Origin of the sequence: Burkholderia sp. CCA53 (genome assembly GCF_001685525.1) — a bacterium.
GTDB lineage: Bacteria > Pseudomonadota > Gammaproteobacteria > Burkholderiales > Burkholderiaceae > Burkholderia > Burkholderia multivorans.
In genome coordinates this window covers 2,308,708-2,329,364 of the sequence record NZ_BDDJ01000001.1, presented here as the reverse complement: position 1 = coordinate 2,329,364, position 20,657 = coordinate 2,308,708, and the positions used below count along the sequence as shown (strand labels likewise).

Annotated in this window: 21 protein-coding genes; 14 read left to right on the top strand and 7 right to left on the bottom strand. The window is 69.3% G+C overall.

The annotated features are described in order from the left end of the window. Positions 1–134 precede the first annotated feature (134 nt). From BCR55_RS10825 to BCR55_RS10810, 5 genes are all read left to right on the top strand, one after another. Positions 135–713, top strand: a complete 579-nt coding sequence (locus BCR55_RS10825) for a pseudouridine synthase (protein ID WP_006405896.1) — start codon at positions 135–137, stop codon at positions 711–713. A gap of 280 nt (positions 714–993) precedes the next feature. Beyond that, positions 994–1,206 carry a hypothetical protein gene (locus tag BCR55_RS30540; RefSeq protein WP_006398520.1) on the top strand — a complete coding sequence of 71 codons (213 nt, stop codon included), beginning with the start codon at positions 994–996 and terminating at the stop codon, positions 1,204–1,206. A gap of 158 nt (positions 1,207–1,364) precedes the next feature. Next, entirely contained in the window at positions 1,365–1,865 is a 501-nt protein-coding gene (locus tag BCR55_RS10820) for a DUF192 domain-containing protein (RefSeq protein ID WP_006405897.1), read from the top strand. Between the two features lie 222 nt (positions 1,866–2,087). Beyond that, a complete protein-coding gene (fusA, locus tag BCR55_RS10815; protein WP_006398518.1) occupies positions 2,088–4,193 on the top strand; it encodes an elongation factor G in 2,106 nt (701 codons plus the stop codon). A gap of 159 nt (positions 4,194–4,352) precedes the next feature. Continuing rightward, a complete protein-coding gene (locus tag BCR55_RS10810; protein ID WP_065494949.1) occupies positions 4,353–5,366 on the top strand; it encodes a HoxN/HupN/NixA family nickel/cobalt transporter in 1,014 nt (337 codons plus the stop codon). 19 nt (positions 5,367–5,385) lie between these two features. On the opposite strand, the gene BCR55_RS10805 is transcribed toward BCR55_RS10810, so the two are convergent. Next, positions 5,386–6,231, bottom strand: coding sequence for an aldo/keto reductase (locus BCR55_RS10805; protein WP_053296921.1), 846 nt, complete (start codon positions 6,229–6,231; stop codon positions 5,386–5,388). A 166-nt stretch (positions 6,232–6,397) separates the two neighbouring features. Between BCR55_RS10805 and BCR55_RS10800 the strand changes: the two genes are divergently transcribed. Beyond that, the gene (locus tag BCR55_RS10800) at positions 6,398–7,144 is read left to right on the top strand and encodes a GntR family transcriptional regulator (protein WP_006398515.1); all 747 of its coding nucleotides are present in this window, start codon (positions 6,398–6,400) and stop codon (positions 7,142–7,144) included. Between the two features lie 25 nt (positions 7,145–7,169). Here BCR55_RS10800 and BCR55_RS10795 read toward each other — a convergent pair whose 3' ends face one another. Next, positions 7,170–8,561 carry a CoA transferase gene (locus BCR55_RS10795; RefSeq protein WP_065494549.1) on the bottom strand — a complete coding sequence of 464 codons (1,392 nt, stop codon included), beginning with the start codon at positions 8,559–8,561 and terminating at the stop codon, positions 7,170–7,172. A gap of 139 nt (positions 8,562–8,700) precedes the next feature. Here BCR55_RS10795 and BCR55_RS10790 point away from each other — a divergent pair, with 139 nt between their 5' ends. Beyond that, positions 8,701–9,933, top strand: coding sequence for a citrate/2-methylcitrate synthase (locus BCR55_RS10790; protein WP_065494548.1), 1,233 nt, complete (start codon positions 8,701–8,703; stop codon positions 9,931–9,933). On the opposite strand, the gene BCR55_RS10785 is transcribed toward BCR55_RS10790, so the two are convergent. Then, positions 9,906–10,217: a DUF2917 domain-containing protein gene (locus tag BCR55_RS10785; protein WP_065494547.1), complete on the bottom strand. Its 312-nt coding sequence runs from the start codon at positions 10,215–10,217 to the stop codon at positions 9,906–9,908. The two genes, BCR55_RS10790 and BCR55_RS10785, sit on opposite strands and share 28 nt — an antisense overlap. A gap of 198 nt (positions 10,218–10,415) precedes the next feature. Between BCR55_RS10785 and mdtD the strand changes: the two genes are divergently transcribed. Beyond that, complete coding sequence (mdtD, locus tag BCR55_RS10780; protein WP_006405905.1) at positions 10,416–11,852, top strand: multidrug transporter subunit MdtD; 1,437 nt, start codon at positions 10,416–10,418, stop codon at positions 11,850–11,852. 136 nt (positions 11,853–11,988) lie between these two features. Then, positions 11,989–13,263 (top strand): EAL domain-containing protein, encoded by a 1,275-nt coding sequence (locus BCR55_RS10775; protein ID WP_006405907.1) that lies wholly within the window; start codon positions 11,989–11,991, stop codon positions 13,261–13,263. Positions 13,264–13,272: 9 nt separating this feature from the next. On the opposite strand, the gene BCR55_RS10770 is transcribed toward BCR55_RS10775, so the two are convergent. Together BCR55_RS10770 and BCR55_RS10765 are read right to left on the bottom strand one after the other, a co-directional pair. Next, a complete protein-coding gene (locus BCR55_RS10770) occupies positions 13,273–13,878 on the bottom strand; it encodes a bifunctional 2-polyprenyl-6-hydroxyphenol methylase/3-demethylubiquinol 3-O-methyltransferase UbiG (RefSeq protein ID WP_065494546.1) in 606 nt (201 codons plus the stop codon). Between the two features lie 89 nt (positions 13,879–13,967). Next, a complete protein-coding gene (locus BCR55_RS10765; protein ID WP_006411348.1) occupies positions 13,968–14,492 on the bottom strand; it encodes a DUF962 domain-containing protein in 525 nt (174 codons plus the stop codon). Between the two features lie 80 nt (positions 14,493–14,572). On the opposite strand from BCR55_RS10765, the gene BCR55_RS10760 reads away from it, so the two are divergent. Further along, positions 14,573–15,280: a Crp/Fnr family transcriptional regulator gene (locus BCR55_RS10760; protein WP_006411349.1), complete on the top strand. Its 708-nt coding sequence runs from the start codon at positions 14,573–14,575 to the stop codon at positions 15,278–15,280. A gap of 110 nt (positions 15,281–15,390) precedes the next feature. Further along, positions 15,391–16,602 (top strand): chromate efflux transporter, encoded by a 1,212-nt coding sequence (gene chrA, locus BCR55_RS10755; protein ID WP_065494545.1) that lies wholly within the window; start codon positions 15,391–15,393, stop codon positions 16,600–16,602. Positions 16,603–16,698: 96 nt separating this feature from the next. Here chrA and sodB read toward each other — a convergent pair whose 3' ends face one another. Then, the gene (gene sodB, locus BCR55_RS10750; RefSeq protein ID WP_006398503.1) at positions 16,699–17,277 is read right to left on the bottom strand and encodes a superoxide dismutase [Fe]; all 579 of its coding nucleotides are present in this window, start codon (positions 17,275–17,277) and stop codon (positions 16,699–16,701) included. Positions 17,278–17,520: 243 nt separating this feature from the next. Next, entirely contained in the window at positions 17,521–18,903 is a 1,383-nt protein-coding gene (gene xseA, locus BCR55_RS10745; protein ID WP_045594234.1) for an exodeoxyribonuclease VII large subunit, read from the bottom strand. Here xseA and BCR55_RS33005 point away from each other — a divergent pair. The 3 genes from BCR55_RS33005 to BCR55_RS10735 all read left to right on the top strand — a co-directional run bounded on the left by BCR55_RS33005 (position 18,902) and on the right by BCR55_RS10735 (position 20,556). Further along, complete coding sequence (locus BCR55_RS33005) at positions 18,902–19,063, top strand: hypothetical protein (RefSeq protein ID WP_006406417.1); 162 nt, start codon at positions 18,902–18,904, stop codon at positions 19,061–19,063. The genes xseA and BCR55_RS33005 overlap by 2 nt on opposite strands. Before the next feature lie 289 nt (positions 19,064–19,352). Then, positions 19,353–20,381, top strand: a complete 1,029-nt coding sequence (gene lpxK / locus BCR55_RS10740; RefSeq protein WP_006406418.1) for a tetraacyldisaccharide 4'-kinase — start codon at positions 19,353–19,355, stop codon at positions 20,379–20,381. Continuing rightward, positions 20,362–20,556 (top strand): Trm112 family protein, encoded by a 195-nt coding sequence (locus BCR55_RS10735; protein WP_006398499.1) that lies wholly within the window; start codon positions 20,362–20,364, stop codon positions 20,554–20,556. Before lpxK ends, BCR55_RS10735 begins: the two co-directional genes overlap by 20 nt. Positions 20,557–20,657 lie beyond the last annotated feature (101 nt).

Below are 20,657 nucleotides of genomic sequence, written 5' to 3'. Positions count from 1 at the left end.
CGGTGCTGCGTATCAAGTCTTCACTTATGTCTTATATAAGACAGATGACTTGCCGTTCCGTATTATGCATTAAGATTCCGCCATTTGCCATAGAGCGCCCGCCGCCCCGCGCGCCGCGGGCCTGCGTGCCGCCCATGACCCTGATCGCCCTCAACAAGCCGTTCGGCACGATTTGCCAGTTTTCCGCGCACGAAACGCGGCCGTCGCTCGGCGACTGGGTAAAAGCGCCCGGCGTCTATCCGGCCGGCCGCCTCGACGCGGACAGCGAAGGCCTGCTGCTGCTCACCGACGACGGCGCGCTGCAGGCGCGCATCGCGGAGCCGCGCCACAAGCTCGTGAAACGCTACTGGGCGCAGGTCGAGGGCGCGCCGGGCCCAGCCGACCTGAAAGCGCTCGCGCGCGGCGTCGATCTCGGCGACTACGTGACGCGCCCGTGCCGCGCCGAATTCATCGAACCGCCCGAGACGCTATGGCCGCGCAACCCGCCGATCCGCTACCGCGCGGCGATCCCGACGACCTGGATCGAACTCGCGATCACCGAAGGCAAGAACCGGCAGGTGCGCAGGATGACCGCGGCGGTCGGCTTCCCGACGTTGCGCCTCGTGCGCGTCGGCATCGGCGCGCTCGACATATTCGCGCTCGGCATTGCACCCGGCGAAACAATCGCGCTGCCGCCGCGCGCGCCGTGGGACGGTTTCGCACGCGAAACCTGAGCGGCACGACGCGCGCGCACTTTTCCTCATCTTTTTCGTCAACCGCCTGCGAAGATCGCGCGTTAAACGACGCAGATGCCACCCTGAGCTATCCGGCATTGGCGGCCGAATCCGCGTTTGCGTCACGAAACCGACGTTTTCGTCGAATACGATTCGGCGCCCGCAGCGCAAAGAGAAATTTCTCGGAGCGTCTGTCAACCGAAAGGTGGATGGCACCGTTAGACGTCATGACTCCTATGCCGGGTCATTTGGTTAATTAACTAAAGCTGAGGAACACAACATGAACAAACTGATCGCCGCTCTGGTCGCTGGTCTCTTCGCAACGGCTGCTTTCGCACAAGCTTCGGCTCCGGAAGCTGCTTCGGCTGCTGCTCCGGCAGCTGCTTCGGCACCGGCAAAGCACAAGGCTGCGAAGAAGCACCACGCCAAGAAGCACCACGCAGCGAAGAAGGCTGCTAGCGAAGCCGAAGCCCCGGCAGCTGCTTCGAACTAAGCAAGCTGGTTGTAATAACGCAGTCAAGAACACACGTTCGTGCCGTTCTTACGGCGTTGAAAGGCAGATCGCCGCGAGGCGATCTGCCTTTTTCTTTTTGTGCCCGGTGGTGCGGATCGCGTACCATTCGGTCTCGTTTTCCAGATAGGAGCCCTGCTGTGCGATTCTCCCTGCGCTCGTCGCTCGGCCGCCTTGCGCGCGCCGCCGTGTTTCCCGCCGCACTCGCCGTGCTCGCGCTCGGCATGCAGAGCGCCGGCGCGCAAATACCGCCCGGCGCGAAGCAGCCCAGCGAGTTCCCGCGCGTGAAGCTGCGTGCCGGCATGTACGTGATCGATGCGGCCGTCGCCGCGAACGACGCCGACCGCGAACAGGGGCTGATGTACCGCTCGCAGCTCGCGCCGAACGAAGGGATGCTGTTCGTGTTCAACGAGAACGCCGTGCACTGCTTCTGGATGAAGAACACGCTGATCCCGCTGTCGATCGCGTTCATCCGCGCCGACGGCACGATCACGGACATCGACGAGATGCAGGCCGAGACGACCGACAACCACTGCCCGCGCAACAACGGCGTCTATGCGCTCGAAATGAGCAAGGGCTGGTTCGCCGCGAAGGGCATCAAGCCCGGCATGAAGCTCGAAGGGCTGCCGAAGCCGCAGTAACGCGCAGCGCCCGCGCGCGGGCCGCGCCCTGCCCCGCCCGAAACCGGCTGCGTCGCGCGCCGGTTTTTTTTCGTCCGCCGGCGGCGGCGCCGGCTTGATTCCGCGGTCGCGGCCCGCATCTGCAAAAGCCGCGCGCAAGCGCTATCCTTGAAGTCTCGCTTGTTTCCAAGCCCGGACCGGCGCAGCCGGCCCGCTTACGATCCGAACCACCAGGAGGTTCACGTGCCCCGCAAAACCCCCATCGAGCGCTATCGCAACATCGGGATCAGCGCTCACATCGATGCCGGCAAGACCACGACGACCGAGCGCATCCTGTTTTACACCGGCGTGAGCCACAAGATCGGTGAAGTGCACGACGGTGCGGCCACGATGGACTGGATGGAGCAGGAGCAGGAACGCGGCATCACGATCACGTCGGCTGCGACCACCGCTTTCTGGAAAGGCATGGCCGGCAACTATCCGGAACACCGGATCAACATCATCGATACGCCCGGGCACGTCGACTTCACGATCGAGGTCGAGCGCTCGATGCGCGTGCTCGACGGCGCGTGCATGGTTTACGACTCGGTCGGCGGCGTGCAGCCCCAGTCCGAAACCGTGTGGCGCCAGGCGAACAAGTACAAGGTGCCGCGCATCGCGTTCGTCAACAAGATGGACCGCGTCGGCGCGGACTTCTTCCGCGTGCAGCGGCAGATCGGCGAGCGGCTGAAAGGCGTCGCGGTGCCGATCCAGATTCCGATCGGTGCGGAAGATCATTTCCAGGGCGTCGTCGATCTCGTGAAGATGAAGGCGATCGTCTGGGATGACGAAAGCCAGGGCGTGAAGTTCACGTACGAGGACATTCCCGCGAACCTCGTCGATCTCGCACACGAGTGGCGCGAGAAGATGGTCGAGGCGGCCGCCGAGGCGAGCGAGGAATTGCTCGAGAAGTATCTGCACGACCACGAATCGCTGACCGAGGACGAGATCAAGGCCGCGCTGCGCCAGCGCACGATCGCCAACGAGATCGTGCCGATGCTGTGCGGCAGCGCGTTCAAGAACAAGGGCGTGCAGGCGATGCTCGACGCGGTGATCGACTATCTGCCGTCGCCGGTCGACGTGCCCGCGATCCTCGGCCATACGCTCGACGATCAGGAAGCGGAACGCCATCCGAGCGACGACGAGCCGTTCTCCGCGCTCGCGTTCAAGATCATGACCGACCCGTTCGTCGGCCAGCTGATCTTCTTCCGCGTGTACTCGGGCGTCGTCAACTCGGGCGACACCGTGCTGAACGCGACGAAGGACAAGAAGGAGCGGCTCGGGCGGATCCTGCAGATGCACGCGAACGAGCGCAAGGAAATCAAGGAAGTGCGCGCGGGCGACATCGCGGCGGCCGTCGGCCTGAAGGAAGCGACGACCGGCGACACGCTGTGCGACCCGGCCAAGCCGATCATCCTCGAGAAGATGGAATTCCCGGAGCCGGTGATCTCGCAAGCCGTCGAGCCGAAGACGAAGGCCGACCAGGAAAAGATGGGCCTCGCGCTGAACCGCCTCGCGCAGGAAGATCCGTCGTTCCGCGTGCAGACCGACGAGGAATCGGGGCAGACGATCATCTCGGGGATGGGCGAGCTCCACCTCGAAATTCTGGTCGACCGGATGAAGCGCGAATTCGGCGTCGAGGCGACGGTCGGCAAGCCGCAGGTCGCGTATCGCGAGACGGTGCGCACGACGGCCGCCGACGTCGAGGGCAAGTTCGTCAAGCAGTCGGGCGGGCGCGGCCAGTACGGTCACGCGGTGATCACGCTCGAGCCGAATCCCGGCAAGGGCTATGAATTCCTCGACGAGATCAAGGGCGGCGTGATTCCGCGCGAATTCATTCCGGCGGTCAACAAGGGCATCGAGGAAACGCTGAAGAGCGGCGTGCTCGCGGGCTACCCGGTCGTCGACGTGAAGGTGCATCTGACGTTCGGTTCGTACCACGACGTCGATTCGAACGAAAACGCGTTCCGCATGGCCGGCTCGATGGCCTTCAAGGAAGCGATGCGCCGCGCGAAGCCGGTGCTGCTCGAACCGATGATGGCCGTCGAGGTCGAGACGCCCGAGGACTTCATGGGCAACGTGATGGGCGACCTGTCGAGCCGGCGCGGCATCGTGCAAGGGATGGAGGACATCGCCGGCGGCGGCGGCAAGCTCGTGCGCGCCGAGGTGCCGCTCGCGGAGATGTTCGGCTATTCGACGGCACTGCGCTCGGCCACGCAAGGTCGCGCGACCTATACGATGGAGTTCAAGCACTACGCGGAAACGCCGACGAACGTGTCCGAAGCGGTGATCAACGCGAAGACGAAGTAAGCACGACGTTCGTCGCGACGCATGAAAGCCCGTCCGGTTCCGGACGGGCTTTTTTCCGCGCGCCGGCCGCCGTCGCGTCGTGCGCGCCGCGCCGTCCGCACGCCGCGCATTTTTTTCGCGTGCCACAATGGCCGGCGTATCGTCCGATGGAACCTGCCGATGTTGTCCGCCACGCCTGCGCTGCGCCGCCTGCTGATCCTCTATGCGGGGCTGATCGCCGCCAATGCGGCCGTCTGGCTATGGGCGCTCGCGGTGCTGCGCGCGCATCCGCTGCTGCTCGGCACCGCGGCGATCGCCTACGGGCTCGGGCTGCGTCATGCGGTCGACGCCGACCACATCGCGGCGATCGACGTCGCGACGCGCAAGCTGATGCACGACGGCCGGCGCCCGCTGACGGTCGGCCTCGCGTTCTCGCTCGGCCACTCGACGGTCGTGATCGCCGCGACGCTCGGTATCGCGCTCACCGCGTTCGCGCTGCGCACACACTTCGATGCATTTCGCGACATCGGCGGGACGATCGGCACGGCCGTGTCGGCGACGTTCCTGCTCGCGCTCGCCTGCGTGAACCTGATGATTCTGCGCGACGTCTGGCGACGCTACCGCCGCGCGCCGGCCCACGCACACGACGGCGCGCATCGGCATCGGCGAGACGGCCTGCTGTCGCGCCTGCTGCGCCCGCTGTTCCGCTTCGTCTCGAAGAGCTGGCACATGTATCCGATCGGCGTGCTGTTCGGTCTCGGCTTCGACACCGCGACCGAAATCGGCCTGCTCGCGATCGCGGCCGCGCAGGCGAGCCAGGGCTTGCCGATCTATACGGTGATGCTGTTTCCCGCGCTGTTCACGGCCGGCATGACGCTGATCGATTCGACCGACAACGTGCTGATGATCCATGCGTACGGGTGGGCAATGGACGACCCGCAGCGCAAATTGCTCTACAACGCGAGCATCACGCTCGTGTCGGCGATCGTCGCGCTCGCGATCGGCGGCATCGAAGCGGCCGGGCTGCTCGCCGACAAGCTCGCGCTCACGGGCCCCGTGCGCGACGCGCTCGATGCGCTCGGCGAACGCTTCGGCACACTCGGCTACGCGATCATCGCGCTGTTTATCGTCTGCTGGATCGCGTCGATCCTGTTCCACCGCTGGCAGCGCGCGGCAGGCGCGCCGGCGCGCTGAGCACCGCGCGCGCCGCCGCTCACAGCATCTCGAGCGGCCGCTTGCTGCGCGGCGCGCGGAAATACGCGTCGAGTTGCGCGTGCTCGTCGTCGGTCAGCACCAGCTCGAGCGCCGCGCGATTGTCGCGCACATGCTCGATCCGCGACGCCTTCGGAATCGCGAACACACCCGGCTGCGCGAGCACCCACGCCAGCGCGACGCGCATCACCGACACGCCGCGTTGCCGCGCGATCTCGTCGAGCGGCGAGCGTTTCGGCAGCCGTGCGTGATCGACCGGGCTGTACGCCATCGCCGGCATCCGGTGCTCGGCAAGCCACGGCAGCAGGTCGAATTCGGGGCCGCGCCGCGCGACGTTGTAGAGGATCTGGTCGGTCGCGCACGCGGCGCCGCCCGCTTCGTCGACGAGTTCGATCATGTCGGCCGTGTCGAAGTTGCTGACGCCCCAGTGGCGTATCTTGCCGGCGCGCCGTAACGCCTCGAAGCCTTCGACCGTCTCCTCGAGCGGCACCGAGCCGCGCCAGTGCAGCAGATACAGGTCGAGACGGTCGGTGCGCAGACGCTTCAGGCTCGCCTCGCACGCGGCGACGACGCCGCGCCGGCTCGCATGGTGCGGGTAGACCTTGCTGACGAGAAACACGTCGTCGCGCAAGCCGTGCAGCGCTTCGCCGACGAGCGCTTCGGTCGCGCCTTCGCCGTACATTTCCGCGGTATCGATCAGCGTCATCCCGAGCGCGATGCCTTCGCGCAGCGCTGCGATCTCGTCCGCGCGCCGCGCCGGCCGTTCGCCCATTTCCCAGGTGCCTTGCCCGAGCTTCGGGATCGTCTCGCCGTCGGGCAGGACGACCGTGGCCATCGTGTCTGTCATGAATTCCTCGCTGCGGATTCGTGGCCGCGCACCGCGGCCGAAGCATCGAATGCGACGTATCAGTGTAGTCAATCGCCGCCACACGCACCTGCAGGATCGCAAAAACCGGCTATAACGGCGCCGCATGATGACTTAGAATGGCCGCAACCTGATCGATACCCATTCCATGAAGGCACCCACGGACGACCGCTGGCAGGACCTGCGCCCCGACCCCGACAACGACACGCCGCTCTATCTGCAACTCGCACGCAAGCTCGGCGATGCGATTCACGACAATCGCTGGGCGGCCGGCGAGGCGCTGCCTTCCGAACGTGTGCTGTCCGAGGCGCTCGGCGTGTCGCGGATCACCGCGCGCAAGGCGATCGCGCTGCTGGTCGAACAAGGGCTGATCCGTCGGACGCAAGGCGCCGGCAACTTCATCCGGCCGCGCTATGAAGATCCGCTGTCGCGGCTGTCGAGCTTCAGCGAAATGCTCGAGCGCCGCGGCTTCAAGCCGAGCTCGCAGTGGCTCGCGCGCGAGATCCAGCCCGCGAACCGCGACGAGGTGATTCAGCTCGGGCTGTCGCCGGCCGCGTCGGTCACGCGCCTGAAGCGGCTGCGGCTCGCGGACGGCATCGTGATGGCCGTCGAGAACTCGACGTTCCCCGCGACGCTGATTCCCGATCCCGAAGCGATCGGCGGATCGCTCTACAGCTATCTCGAAGCGCGCGGCACGCCGATCGTGCGCGCACTGCAGCACTTCCGCGCGGTCAACGCGACCGACGAGATCGCCGCGCAGATGGGCATCGCGCCGCACGACGCGCTGCTGCTGATCACGCGTATCGGCTATACGGCCGATCAGCGCGCGATCGAGCTGACCGACACGTATTGCCGCAACGACTACTACGACTTCGTCGTCGAACTTCGCAAATAGGCCAGCCGCGCTTCGCGCGCGGCGTTCAGAGCCAGCGTGCGTCGTCGCTGCCGAGCGGCACCGGCGGGCGCGCGAACGACGGCGGCGTCGCCGACAGCCGCTCGGCCGGCCGGACCGTATCGATCGTGCCGAACGTCGACGCGATGCGCTCGATCCGGTCGCGTACGTCATCGAGCGCGAGATCGCGCGCCTGCATGCCGTCCGGCACCGCGCCGAACGATTGCAGCCAGTGCCCGGTCTGCGCGAGCGACACGCGCACATGCCAGCTTCCTCCTTCGCGCGCGCGACGTATCAGCGCGATCATCGCGCCGAATGCGGCCAGGTATCCGGTCGCATGATCGAGCGCCTGGCAGGGCAGATGGCGCGGTGCGTCCGCGTGCGCGGCCTGCTGCTCGCGCCACGCGATGCCGCTCGCCGATTGCACGAGACTGTCGAAGCCGCGCCGTGCGGCCCACGGGCCCGCATGCCCGTACGCCGACACCGATACGCAGACGATGCCCGGACGCGATGCCGCCAGCGCCTCCGGTCCGAAGCCGCGCGCGGCGAGCGCGCCCGGGCGATATGCCTGCAGGAAGATGTCGGCGTCGCGCACGAGTGCACGCAGCGCGTCGACGCCCGCCGTCTCGCGCAGATCGAGCCACGCGGAGCGCTTGCCGCGACCGTTGTCGATCACGAGCGGCGCGATGTTCGGCAGGTGCGGCCCGTTCACGAGCAGCGTCTGCGCGCCGTGCGAAGCGAGCGTGCGCCCCGCGACCGGCCCCGCGATGATGCGCGTCAGATCGAGCACGCGTACGCCGTCGAGCGGGCGCGCGGCGATGCCACTGCCGATCGGCTCCGGCGGCGCGTCGCCGATGCGTTCGATCTCGAACAGCGGCAGCGCCGCGATCGCGCGCGCCTGTTCGTGCGCGGCCCACTCGTCAGGCGTTCTGATCAACGCCGCGCACAGCCCGGCGTCGGCCAGCGCGGTATCGAGCGCGGCGCCGTCCCAGGTGCGGATCGCCGCGGCGACATCGGCCGGCCGTTCGCCGCAATCGAGCACGTCGAGGATGCCGTGCAGATGATGCGCAAAGTTCGCGTGCAGTTGGATCCAGCGGCCGTCGCGCGCCGCGTAGAAGCCCGTGACCGGATGGCGCAGCTCGGGCGGCGGTCCGTCGTCGACGCGCAAATAGCGTTCGCTGCGAAACGCGATGAGCGCGTCGCGCACCGACACGTCGACACGCTGCGCCACGCCGGTACGCAACCGATGGCACTCGGCCGCCGCGAGGCCGGCCGCCGCAATCGTCGCGGCCGCGAGCGTACCGATGCGAAACGTCGAGGGCAGGACCGGATCGTGTCCGGTCACGGCCGCTCGCGACAGCGCGTCGGCGTCGCCGTGCGCGCGTTGCCACAAATGGGCCAGGGCGTGTTCGGGTGTCATGGCGGCAGTCCGTCGTTGCGAAGACGGAATCGAGTCTAGAATTCGCCACACACGCGATCAATCTTGATTGCGCGAATCAATACATAACGAATAGTTGTAGCGCGAGCGCGTCTTATGCGCGCCGACAGGAGCGATCGACATGACGTCTCTCAGCGCGCCCGAAGCGGCCGATCGACTCGGCATCAGCGTGAGCACGCTCTACGCATACGTGAGCCGCGGGCTGCTGCGCTCGCTGCCGGACGGCGCGGGCAAGCGGCGTCGCTACGACGCCGACGAAGTGCGCCTGCTCGCGCGCCGGCGAGCCGATGCGAAACGGGCAGGCGGGGTCGCGGAGCGTTCGCTCGACTGGGGCGTACCGGTGCTCGAATCGCGGATCACGCAGATCGCCGACGGCCGCCTGCGCTACCGCGGCGCCGATGCGATCGCACTCGCAAACGACGCGACGCTCGAAGCGACCGCCGCGCGGCTCTGGGACTGCGCACCGGCGCGGCTCGCCGCCGCCTCGCTCGACGCGAGCGGCTTCGATCGCGCGCAATGGGACGACTGGGCGCGCCGCTGGGCGCATCTCGCCCCGCTCGACCGCGCGCTCGTGCTGCTGCCGGCCGCCGCCGCGTCGCTGCCGCGACTGTGGGCGCAGGAGCGCGACGCGCAGCTCGATTCGGCCGCCCTGCTGCTGCGTGTCGCGGCCGCCGCACTCGCCGGCTGTGCGCCGTCCGACGCGCCCGTGCATCGGCAACTCGCCGCTGCCTGGCGCGTGCGTCGAGGCGATCACACCGACTTGCTGCGCCGCGCGCTCGTGCTCTGCGCGGATCACGAACTGAACCCGTCGACGTTCGCGGTGCGCTGCATCGCGTCGACCGGCACGCACCTGTTCGGCGCGATCGCGGGCGGGCTCGCCGCGCTATCGGGACCGCGCCACGGCGGCGAGACGTTCCGCGCGGCGACGCTGCTCGACGAAGCGGCGCGCGCCGCCGATCTCGACCGCTACCTCGCGCTGCGGATCGCGCACGACGAACGCGCGGACGGCGGCCGCACCGCGCTGGCCGGCTTCGGGCACCCGCTGTATCCGGACGGCGATCCGCGCGCGCGGGCGCTGCTCGACGCATTGCACGCGGCGATGCCGCAGCGGCCGGCCCTGCGCGCGGCGCGCACGTTGGCCGCACGCGTCGAAGCGGCGACCGGGCTGCAGCCGACGATCGACTTTGCGCTCGCGACGCTCGAACGCGCGCTCGCGCTGCCGGACGGCGCGGCCTTCACGCTGTTTGCGGCAGGCCGCACGGCCGGCTGGATCGCGCATGCGCTCGAACAGTCGGCGAACGGCAAGCTGATCCGGCCGCGCGCACGCTACGTCGGCAACGACGCGGCCGCGTGACGCCGTCCGTCGGGCGCGTGCCGCACCGCCGGTGCGGCGCGCGCAACGGGCGCGCGACGCGGCCCGAACGCGAACGTCGCACCGCCGCGCTCCGCGCCGATCCAGACGCGCATGCCGGGCGCGAACCTCAGCGCATCGCCTGCGCGCAGCCAGTGATCGTCGAGCCGGCCTTCGATCGTGACCCACAGCACGCCGTGCGTCACGTGCAGCGTGGTACGGTCGACGATCCGCCACCGGCCGGCCGGCTCGTCGCCGTCCATCGCGTAGAGTCGCCATTCGCGCATCGCCCCTCCCGGTCGCCTGTGTCCGATGACGTCAGTATTTCGGACGGCAGCGGCACGCCGACAGATACGCCTGCAGACACTTTCGACAGAACTGTACTGCCGCGCGCACGAGACAGCGCCGCGCGAGGTGACGCCCGTCTGCACGGCGCGAGCGCTTTCCCTACAATGTCGGGTGTCCTGCGCCCCCGCCCTCGCCTCATGTCCGACCGCCCGTCTGCCGCCGCCCCCGGCGAAAAGAACCTCACCGTCATGCTCTGGCTCGTCGCCACGGGCTTCTTCATGCAGACGCTCGATTCGACGATCGTGAACACCGCACTGCCGTCGATGGCAGCGAGTCTCGGCGAATCGCCGTTGCGGATGCAATCGGTCGTGATCGCCTATTCGCTGACGATGGCCGTGATGATTCCGGTGTCCGGCTGGCTCGCCGACACGTTCGGCACGCGCCGCGTCTTCTTCAGCGCGATCCTCGTGTTTTCGCTCGGCTCGCTGCTGTGCGCGAACGCACATACGCTGCCGCAACTGGTCGCGTTCCGCATCGTCCAGGGCGTCGGCGGCGCGATGCTGCTGCCGGTCGGCCGGCTCGCCGTGCTGCGCACGTTTCCGGCCGAGCGCTATCTGCCCGCGCTGTCGTTCGTCGCGATTCCGGGGTTGATCGGCCCGCTGATCGGGCCGACGCTCGGCGGCTGGCTCGTGAAGATCGCGTCGTGGCACTGGATCTTCCTGATCAACGTGCCGGTCGGCATCGTCGGCTGCGTCGCGACGTTCTTCTCGATGCCCGACGCGCGCAACGCGGCCGTCGGCCGCTTCGACGTGAAGGGCTATCTGCTGCTGACGATCGGCATGGTCGCGATCTCGCTGTCGCTCGACGGGCTCGCCGATCTCGGGATGCAGCACGCGGCCGTGCTCGTGCTGCTGATCCTGAGCCTCGCCTGCTTCGTCGCATACGGCCTGTACGCGGTGCGCGCGCCGCAGCCGATCTTCTCGCTCGAACTGTTCAAGATCCATACGTTCAGCGTCGGGCTGCTCGGCAACCTGTTCGCGCGGATCGGCAGCGGCGCGATGCCGTACCTGATCCCGCTACTGCTGCAGGTGAGCCTCGGCTATTCGGCGTTCGAGGCCGGGCTGATGATGCTGCCCGTCGCCGCGGCCGGCATGTTCTCGAAGCGGCTCATCACGCGGCTGATCATGAAGTACGGCTACCGCAAGGTGCTGCTCGCGAACACGATCATGGTCGGCGTGATGATGGCGAGCTTCGCGCTGATGCGCGACACGATGCCCGTCTGGCTGAAGGTCGTGCAGCTCGCGCTGTTCGGCGGCTTCAACTCGATGCAGTTCACCGCGATGAACACGCTGACGCTCAAGGATCTCGGCACGGGCGGCGCGAGCAGCGGCAACAGCCTGTTCTCGCTCGTGCAGATGCTGTCGATGAGCCTCGGCGTGACCGTCGCTGGCGCGCTGCTCGCGACCTTCACCGGGATGCTGCGCACCGTGACGCCGAGCAACACGCTGCCCGCGTTCCACGCAACCTTCATCTGCGTCGGGCTGATCACGGCCGCGTCGGCATGGATTTTCGGCCAGCTCGCGCCCGAGGTACGCGGCCGCGCGCACAAGACCGATCCGTCCGAGCGCACATGACGCGCAGCGCGCACCAGCGCGGTGCGAGCGGGCGCGTCCCGTGCCCGCGCAGCGCGTGCGCGCCGGGGTCGCAACCGTGCATGCTTCTTGCTGGCCTATTCTGTAGGTAAACTGGCAGCTTCCCACGGCCGACATCATGAGCATGCTCGACATCGACCCTCCCGGCTTTCAGCCGCCCCGCCCGGTCGCCGGCGACGACGGAAACCGGCGCACCGTGCTGTACGGCGGCTACACCGTGTTCAGCGTGTTCCAGCCCGTTTTCTCGGTGTCGCACCGCCGTGCGATCGGCTATCACGCGTCGCTGCGCGCACACGACGAGGAAAACCGTCAGGTCGCGTCGCACGAGGTGTTCACGCAGGCCGCGCGGCGCGGCGATCTGCTCGAGCTCGGCCGCCTCGCCGAATCGCTGCATCTGGGCAACTTCCACGCCTTCGACAGCCACGACGAATGGCTCTTCCTGAGCCTGCATCCGGCCGCGCTGATGGATACCGTGTACGGCGACGCGCTGCTCGCGAACCTGAAGACGCTCGGACTGCCGCCGCACCGCGTCGTGCTCGAGGTGCCCGAGCAGGCGGGCGGCGAAACGCCGCGCTATGCGGCGATCGTCGACGGGCTGCGCAAGGCCGGCTTCCTGATCGCGCTCGGCGGCTTCGGCGCGAAGCATTCGAACATCGACCGCGTCTGGCATCTGCATCCGGACATCGTCACGCTCGATCGCGGCATCCTCGCGCAGGCGAGCGAGCACTCGCATCTGGAGCGCGTGCTGCCGGGGCTCGTGTCGCTGCTGCACGAGTCAGGTCAGCTCGTGCTGATGGGCGGCCTCGCGACCGAGCGCGATGCGCTGATCGCGCTCGAATGCAACGTCGATTTCGTGCAGGGCCAGTACTTCGCGGGGCCGAGCGTCGATCCGGTGCAGCCGCAGGCCGCCGCGGGCTGCATGGACACGCTGTCGGCCGCGCTGCGGCTGCGCGTCGCGCAACGCGAGCGCACGCAGGCCGAGCGGCTCGCGCCGTACGTCGCCGCGCTCGAGGAAGCGAGCGCCCGGCTCGGCGCCGGCGACACGCTGATCGCGGCGGCCGCCGGCGTGCTCGGCTTGCCGGACACCGCGCGCTGCTTCCTGCTCGACGCGTCGGGCCGGCAGATCGGCGACAACGTGCTCGCGCGCGGCAGCGTCTCGCAGCGCGCGAAGCGCTTCCGGCCGCTGCTGCATTCGGAAGGCGCGAGCTGGGAGCGTCGCCCGTACTTCATCGACGCGATGCGCACGCCGGGACGCGTGCATCTGACCTCGCCGTACCTGTCGATCAACGAGGCGCACCTGTGCGTGACGGCGTCGATCGCCGCACCGGGCGCGACCGGCATGCAGGTGCTGTGCGTCGACATCAATTGGGAAGCGGCGCTGAACCGCGAATGACACGCGCGGCTACGCGGCCGCGTCCGCCTTGCGTGCGATCAGCCGATGCACGCGCTTGCCCGACGACGCGCTGACGACTTCATGTTCGTCGATCACCCGCATGTCGGCGCCGAGCGCGGCGCGCATGCGCGCGGCATCGAGCGACGCGTACAGCCGGCCGCGCTCGTCGCGCGACGGGCCGCTGCCGGCTACGCGCCAGCTCAGGTACAGCGTGCCGCCCGGCATCAGCAGATCGGCGAGCCGCGCGGCCGCGGCCGCCGCGTCGGCCGGCTCGAGGTGCATCACGACCGTCTCGCAGAGCACGTTGCGAAACGCGCGCGACGGCACGCCGGTGAGCGCCGGCAGCGCAGCCACTTCGAACTGCAGCGACGGATGATGGCGCCGCGCCTCGTCGAGCAGCGCCGCGCTCGCGTCGTAGCCGCGCACGTCGAAGCCGCGCGCGGCAAGCCACGCGGTGTCGCGCCCGGCGCCGCAGCCGACGTCCGCCGTCGGGCCCGGCGCGAAATGCTGCTCGAGCAGCGCGTACATGTCGTCGGGCGGCGCCTGGTCGAGCCAGTCCTGCGCGTACTGCGCGGCGTGCGTGTCGTAAGCGTCGAGAGTGGGACGATCCGCCATGGCGATTGCTCCGCAGGCGCGTCTTGCGACGCATGCTCCGCATCTTAGTCGTTGCGCACGACGCGTGCGCGGCACGCGTTCCCCGCCGCTCAGACGTGCGAATGCCTGCCGCCGTGCGCCGGCCCCGCGCGCCGCTCGACTTCGCGCCGCACGTCGTCGCGCCACCCCGCGAAAAAGGCGAGTTCGGCGACGACGAACAGCGGCCCGATCGCCAGGCCGATCAGATCGTCGACGAACGCGGGCTTGCGCCCTTCGAACCAGTGGCCGACGAACTGCACGATCCAGCCGATCACGAACGCACCGACGCCGATCGCGAGCCACTGCGCCGTGGGCAGCCGCGCGACCGTCTGCGCGGCCCACAGTCCGAGCGCGAGCAACGCGGCCATCGCGATCCCGAAGCGCAGGTCGAGCCGCACGTAGAACACCGCGATCGCCACCGCGAGCAGCAGCGCCGGCGACAGCGCGACGCCGGCCGCGACCGCGAGCGCCGGCCGCGACAGCAGCACCTCGACCGCGAACACGATCAGCGGAATGCCGACCAGATGCGTCGCGATATTGCGCGCATCGCGATGGTAGGCCGCGTATTGCGACAGATGGTCTTCGAGCGTCTTCATCGCGTCTCCTGAAACGGTCGTTGGCGCTATGATGCCCGTCACGCCTGCGTCCCTCTGTCAGCTACCCGACATCGCGCCCCATGCCTGCCTCGCTCGCCCCGTACCTGCCGCAACTCGACGCGCACCCGTGGTTCGCCGCGCTGCCGCCGGCGCTGCGCGCGCAACTGCTCGCCGCCGCCGAACTGCGCCGCCTGCCGGCCGGACACGCGCTGTTCCGGCGCGGCGATCCGCCGTGCGGGCTGTACGCGGTGCTGGACGGCTCGCTGACGATCGGCGCGGTGGACGCGCACGGCAAGGAAGCGCTGCTGACGGTGGCGGATCCCGTCACGTGGTTCGGCGAAATCGCGCTGTTCGACGGGCAGCCGCGCACGCACGACGCGGTCGCGCTCGACGACGCGCTGCTGCTGCACGTGCCGCAGCCCGCGCTGCTCGCGATGCTCGACGCGACGCCGCAATACTGGCGGCAGTTCGCGCTGCTGATGGCGCAGAAGCTGCGCCTGAGCTTCCTGACCGTCGAATCGATGAGCGTGATGTCGGCCGCGCAGCGTCTCGCCGCGCGTCTGCTGATGATCGCCGACGGCTACGGCGGGATCAGCGCGGGCCGCACGCGCGTGCGGCTGTCGCAGGAGAAGCTCGCGGCGATGCTGTCGCTGACGCGCCAGACGACCAATCAGCTGCTGAATGCACTGCAGGCGGACGGCGTCGTGCGACTGCATGTCGGCGAGATCGAAATCGTCGACGTCGACGCGCTGCGCCGCGCGAGCGGGCTGCATGACGGGCCGCGCTGAGCGCGCCGCCGCCCCGCCGCGCGCGCATTGCGCTATCGTGGCGGCTCGTCCGATCGGCCGATCGCCGCTCATGTCCCATTCGTCTACGTGAACCGCCAGTGCGCCCCGCCTTGAACCCGTCGACGCTGTCCGCCTCCGGCCGCAGCCCGTGGCCCGTGTTCATCGCATTCCTGCGGCTCGGGCTCACGTCGTTCGGCGGCCCCGTCGCGCATCTCGGCTATTTCCGCGACGAATTCGTCACGCGGCGCGGCTGGCTGACCGAGCGCGCCTATGCGGATCTCGTCGGCCTGTGCCAGTTCCTGCCGGGCCCGGCGAGCAGCCAGGTCGGGATGGCGATCGGGCTGTCGCGCGCCGGCTATGCGGGGATGTGCGCCGCCTGGCTCGGCTTCACGCTGCCGTCGGCCGTGCTGATGATGCTGGCGGCGCTCGGCATGCACGCGGGCGGCGCGCCGCTCGGCGCGGGCGCGCTGCACGGGCTGCGGATCGTGTCGGTCGCGGTGATCGCGCAGGCGGTATGGGGCATGGCGCGCACGCTGTGCGCCGATGCGCGGCGCGCGACGCTGATGGCCGCGGCCGCGTGCGTCGCGCTGCTCGCGCCGGCCGCATGGACGCAGATCGCCGTGATCGCGGCGGCCGGTGCGGCGGGCGTCGTGCTGCTGCCGCAAGCGGCGCGCGATGCGCACGATCCGCTGCCGCTGCACGTGTCGCCGCGCGCCGGCGTGCTGTGGCTCGCGTCGTTCGCGGCGCTCGTCGTCGCGCTGCCGCTCGCCGCCAGCGCCTTGCATGCCGACAGCCTCGCGATCGTCGACGCCTTCTTCCGCACGGGCGCGCTCGTGTTCGGCGGCGGTCACGTGGTGCTGCCGCTGCTGCAGGCCGCCGTCGTCGCGCCGGGCTGGGTCGACGATTCGACCTTCCTCGCCGGCTACGGCGTCGCACAGGCGGTGCCCGGGCCGCTGTTCACGTTTTCGGCATTCCTCGGCGCGTCGCTGCGCATCGAGCCGAACGGCTGGCTCGGCGGCATGATCGCGCTCGTGTCGATCTTCGCGCCGTCGTTCCTGCTCGTGGCCGGCACCGCGCCGTTCTGGGCGCGCATGCGGCGCAACGCACGGATGCAGGCCGCGCTCGCGGGTGTCAACGCGGCCGTGGTCGGGCTGCTGCTCGCCGCGCTCTATCACCCGGTCTGGACCGACACGATCGTGTCGCCGCGCGACTTCGGCGCCGCGCTCGTCGCGTTCGTCGCGCTGACGTTCTGGCGCGTGCCGCCGTGGGCCGTCGTGATCGCGAGCGCGGCGCTCGGCTGGCTGGCGACGACGCTCGCGTGAGGCGAACGCGAACGCGGCGCCCGAAAAGAAAAAAGCCCTCGAAATCGAGGGCTTTTCGTCGACGTCGCGCGCCGCACGGCGCGGCGACGCAGGGACTTACGCGAAGTTCTTCGCGGCGAAGTCCCAGTTCGCGATGTTCCAGAACGCTTCGACGAACTTCGGACGTGCGTTGCGGTAGTCGATGTAGTACGCGTGCTCCCACACGTCGATCGTCAGCAGCGGCTTGTCGGCCGTCGTCAGCGGCGTGGCGGCGTTGCTCGTCGACACGATGTCGAGCGAACCGTCGGCCTTCTTCACGAGCCATGCCCAGCCCGAGCCGAACGTGCCGACTGCGGCCTTCGTGAACGCTTCCTTGAACGCGTCGAACGAACCCCACTTCGCGTTGATCGCGTCGCCGAGCGCGCCCGACGGTGCGCCGCCGCCGTTCGGCGACAGGCTGTTCCAGAAGAACGTGTGGTTCCAGACTTGCGCGGCGTTGTTGAAGATGCCGCCCGACGACTTCTTCACGATCTCTTCCAGCGGCATGTTCTCGAACTCGGTGCCGGGAATCAGGTTGTTCAGGTTCGTCACATAAGCCTGGTGATGCTTGCCGTAGTGGTACTCGATCGTCTCTTTCGAGATGGTCGGCGCGAGTGCGTCTTCAGCGTACGGGAGCGGCGGGAGCGTATGAGCCATGGCGATTCCTTCGTTGAGTATGTAGGGAGGCTGTGTTGAATGCTGCCGAGCGTCCGATTGTAGGCGAGGACGAATAACCCCGCAAACTCGTGGGCCATTTATCCGCGGTATGCGGAAAAGCGGCGTTCGCGCAACGGGCGGCACGCGGGCGGCACGCGGGCGAGACGCGCAGCGCGCGTGCCCGCGCCGCCGGCGTCCGCGCGGCGCGTTCGACGGCGCTCGCGCGTTGGGTTGCAGGTCAGGTCAGATCGTATCGGTCAGCCGCGGCTGCACGTCGGCCAGCGACACGTCGGCCGAGCCTTCGGCGAGATGCACGGTCAGCCGGCGCTGCGGTTTCAGCGCGCTCGGCGCGCGCACCGCGCGGCCCGTCTGCGCATCGATCAGCGCCGCGTAACCGCGCTCGAGCGTGCGCTGCGGGCTCAGCACCTCGAGCCGTGCCGCGCATGCGGCGACGCGCGCGGTATCGCGCTCGTGACGGCGCTGCAGCGCAACCGCGAGACGCTGCGACAGCCCGGCGAGCACGTGGCGCGCATGCGCCGGATCGGGCCGCGCGCGCTGCCAGCGCAACTGCGCGAGCGCAAACCGTGCGCGTGCGTCGCGCACCGGGCGCGCGGCCGCGGTCGCGAGCCGCACCGCGAGCTGGCCGACGTGCGCGCGCTGCCGCTGCAGCCGTTCGGCCGGGCTCACGAGCCGGCGCGCGAGCCAGTCGAGCTGCTGCGCGCGCTGCTCGAGCCCGCGCGCCAGTGCGCGGGCAAGCGCCCGTTCGCGCTCGGCCAGTTCGCGCAGCAGCAGCGCGCGCTGCGGGCTCGCGAGCTCGGCCGCGCCGGTCGGCGTCGGCGCGCGCACGTCGGCCGCGAAATCGGCGATCGTGAAATCGGTTTCGTGCCCGACGCCGCAGACGACCGGCAGTTCACTCGCCGCAATCGCGCGCGCGAGCGCTTCGTCGTTGAACGACCACAGATCTTCGATCGAGCCGCCGCCGCGACAGACGAGCAGCACGTCGACTTCGCGCCGCGCGTTCGCCGTTTGCACGGCCGCGACGAGCTTCTCCGCCGCGCCGGCGCCCTGCACGGGCGCCGGATACACGATCACGGGGACATGCGGCGCGCGACGCGCGAGCGTGGTCAGCACGTCGCGCAGCGCGGCGGCCTGCAGCGACGTGACGATGCCGATCGCGCGCGGGTGCGCGGGCAGCGGCCGCTTGCGCTCGGGCGCGAACAGCCCTTCGGCCTCGAGCTGCGCCTTCAGCCGCAGAAACGCCTCGTAGAGCCGTCCCTGTCCGGTGCGCCGCACGGCCTCGACATTCAGCTGCACCTCGCCGCGCGGCTCGTACATCGTGACGACCGCGCGCACTTCGATGCGGTCGCCTTCGCGCGGCATGAACTCCGCGTATTGCGCGCGGCCGCGGAACATCACGCAGCGCATCTGCGCCTGCTGATCCTTGATCGAGAAATACCAGTGGCCGCTCGCCGCGCGCGTGAAGTTCGATACTTCGCCCGAGATCCACAGCAGCGGGAACGAGCGTTCGAGCGTCGTCGAAATCGCGCGGTTCAGCGCCGAAACGGGAATCACTTCGTCGCCGCCGCGCGTCGCGCCGGGTGCGGCAAAAGGAGAGTCGGAGAGCATGGAAGGTCGATTGAATGCTGGCGGCGACACGATAGTCCGACATCCGCGCGGCGTCCAGCGTCATGCCGCGCCGCTGCCATGCACCGAAGTGTCCACACTCTGGCAAGCGCCGGCGAAAACCGCTGAAAAATCGCGCAAAAAACCTGACTATTTGGTTTAACTCGTTGATTTATAGCTCTTTTTAAACCTTTCGAAATGATTCTCATCCGATTCGAGGCCCGTCCGGCGGGCCTTTGCGGCCAATGGCAGGCAAGTTTTTCACAGAGTTATCCACAAGCTCGCGCGTTCCGTCCCCGTCTCGCGCTGCGTCGGCCCGCGCTTGCGGCGAGCGCGGCCGGCGCGCTAGAGTGCCGCCTTCCGAACCCCTTGCGGCACGCGCCGCCCAACGGAGAATCCGCCTTGACGAACCCGTCCCACGCTGCGGCGCCTGCGATGCCGCGTCCGGCCCGATGAGCGCGGCCGACGGCCTGCTCGCGCGGCTCGAAACGCGCGTGACGCGCGAATGGCAGCGCCGCGGCGCGTTCGCGTGGGCGCTCACGCCGTTCGCGTGCGCCTTCGGCCTCTGCGCGGCGCTGCGGCGCACGGCGTACGCGCGCGGCTGGAAACAGGCGGTCGACGTCGGCGTGCCGGTCGTCGTGGTCGGCAACGTGACGGTCGGCGGCACCGGCAAGACGCCCACCGTGATCGCGCTCGTCGATGCGCTGCGCGCGGCCGGCTTCACGCCGGGCGTCGTGTCGCGCGGCTACGGCGCGAACGTGAAAACGCCGACCGCCGTCACGCCCGCCTCGCGTGCCGGCACGGCCGGCGACGAGCCGCTGCTGATCGCGCGCCGCACCGGCGCACCGGTGTGGGTGTGCCCGGACCGCGTCGCGGCCGCGCAGGCGCTGCGTGCCGCGCACCCGGACGTCGACGTGATCGTCAGCGACGACGGCCTGCAGCACTACCGCCTCGCGCGTACGGTCGAACTCGTCGTGTTCGACCACCGGCTCGGCGGCAACGGCTTTCTGCTGCCGGCCGGGCCGCTGCGCGAGCCGCTGTCGCGGCACCGCGATGCGACGCTCGTGAACGACCCGTACAGCGGCGCGCTGCCGCCGTGGCCCGACACCTATTCGCTCGCGCTGACGCCGGGCGCCGCATGGCATCTCGACCAGCCGACGCTGCGCCGCCCGCTGTCGCAGTTCGCGGACGAGCGCGTGCTCGCGGCGGCCGGGATCGGCGCGCCGGAGCGCTTCTTCGCGACGCTGCGGGCGGCCGGCCTCGCGCCGGCGACGCGCGCGCTGCCCGACCATTACGCGTTCGCGGACAACCCGTTCGTCGACGACGCCGTCGACGCGATCCTGATCACCGAGAAGGATGCAGTAAAATTGGGCGCTTCCTGGCGCGACGCTCGGCTGTGGGTCGTCCCCGTCGAAGCCGCGCTCGATCCCCGCCTCATTGCCCTCGTTGTGGAGAAACTCCGTGGACGCTCGCCTGCTTGAAATTCTTGTGTGCCCTATCTGCAAAGGCCCGCTCCACTATGACCGCGCCGCGCAGGAACTGATCTGCAACGCGGACAAGCTCGCCTATCCGGTTCGCGACGGCATCCCGGTGATGCTCGTCGACGAAGCGCGGCAGACCGTCGAAGGCACGCCGGTCGATCCGTCCGGCCGCTGAGCGCCGCGTCGCCCCACGCGGCCGCGCGCCGCATCCCGGCCGCCGCGGCCGCCGGGCGCCCCGCCGTCGCGACGGCGGCGCCCGTCCCGACCTCCTCTCAC

Coding starts and splice junctions, on each gene's coding strand:
- BCR55_RS10785 (WP_065494547.1), bottom strand. CDS start 10,217: ATGCGCGAATGGCGACTCTACGCGATGGACGGCGACGAGCCGGCCGGC.
- BCR55_RS10790 (WP_065494548.1), top strand. CDS start 8,701: ATGACGTCTCTCAGCGCGCCCGAAGCGGCCGATCGACTCGGCATCAGC.
- BCR55_RS10775 (WP_006405907.1), top strand. CDS start 11,989: ATGAGCATGCTCGACATCGACCCTCCCGGCTTTCAGCCGCCCCGCCCG.
- lpxK (WP_006406418.1), top strand. CDS start 19,353: ATGAGCGCGGCCGACGGCCTGCTCGCGCGGCTCGAAACGCGCGTGACG.
- BCR55_RS33005 (WP_006406417.1), top strand. CDS start 18,902: ATGGAAGGTCGATTGAATGCTGGCGGCGACACGATAGTCCGACATCCG.
- BCR55_RS10800 (WP_006398515.1), top strand. CDS start 6,398: ATGAAGGCACCCACGGACGACCGCTGGCAGGACCTGCGCCCCGACCCC.
- BCR55_RS10795 (WP_065494549.1), bottom strand. CDS start 8,561: ATGACACCCGAACACGCCCTGGCCCATTTGTGGCAACGCGCGCACGGC.
- BCR55_RS10760 (WP_006411349.1), top strand. CDS start 14,573: ATGCCTGCCTCGCTCGCCCCGTACCTGCCGCAACTCGACGCGCACCCG.
- BCR55_RS10810 (WP_065494949.1), top strand. CDS start 4,353: ATGTTGTCCGCCACGCCTGCGCTGCGCCGCCTGCTGATCCTCTATGCG.
- BCR55_RS10825 (WP_006405896.1), top strand. CDS start 135: ATGACCCTGATCGCCCTCAACAAGCCGTTCGGCACGATTTGCCAGTTT.
- BCR55_RS10770 (WP_065494546.1), bottom strand. CDS start 13,878: ATGGCGGATCGTCCCACTCTCGACGCTTACGACACGCACGCCGCGCAG.
- BCR55_RS30540 (WP_006398520.1), top strand. CDS start 994: ATGAACAAACTGATCGCCGCTCTGGTCGCTGGTCTCTTCGCAACGGCT.
- BCR55_RS10765 (WP_006411348.1), bottom strand. CDS start 14,492: ATGAAGACGCTCGAAGACCATCTGTCGCAATACGCGGCCTACCATCGC.
- sodB (WP_006398503.1), bottom strand. CDS start 17,277: ATGGCTCATACGCTCCCGCCGCTCCCGTACGCTGAAGACGCACTCGCG.
- mdtD (WP_006405905.1), top strand. CDS start 10,416: ATGTCCGACCGCCCGTCTGCCGCCGCCCCCGGCGAAAAGAACCTCACC.
- BCR55_RS10805 (WP_053296921.1), bottom strand. CDS start 6,231: ATGACAGACACGATGGCCACGGTCGTCCTGCCCGACGGCGAGACGATC.
- xseA (WP_045594234.1), bottom strand. CDS start 18,903: ATGCTCTCCGACTCTCCTTTTGCCGCACCCGGCGCGACGCGCGGCGGC.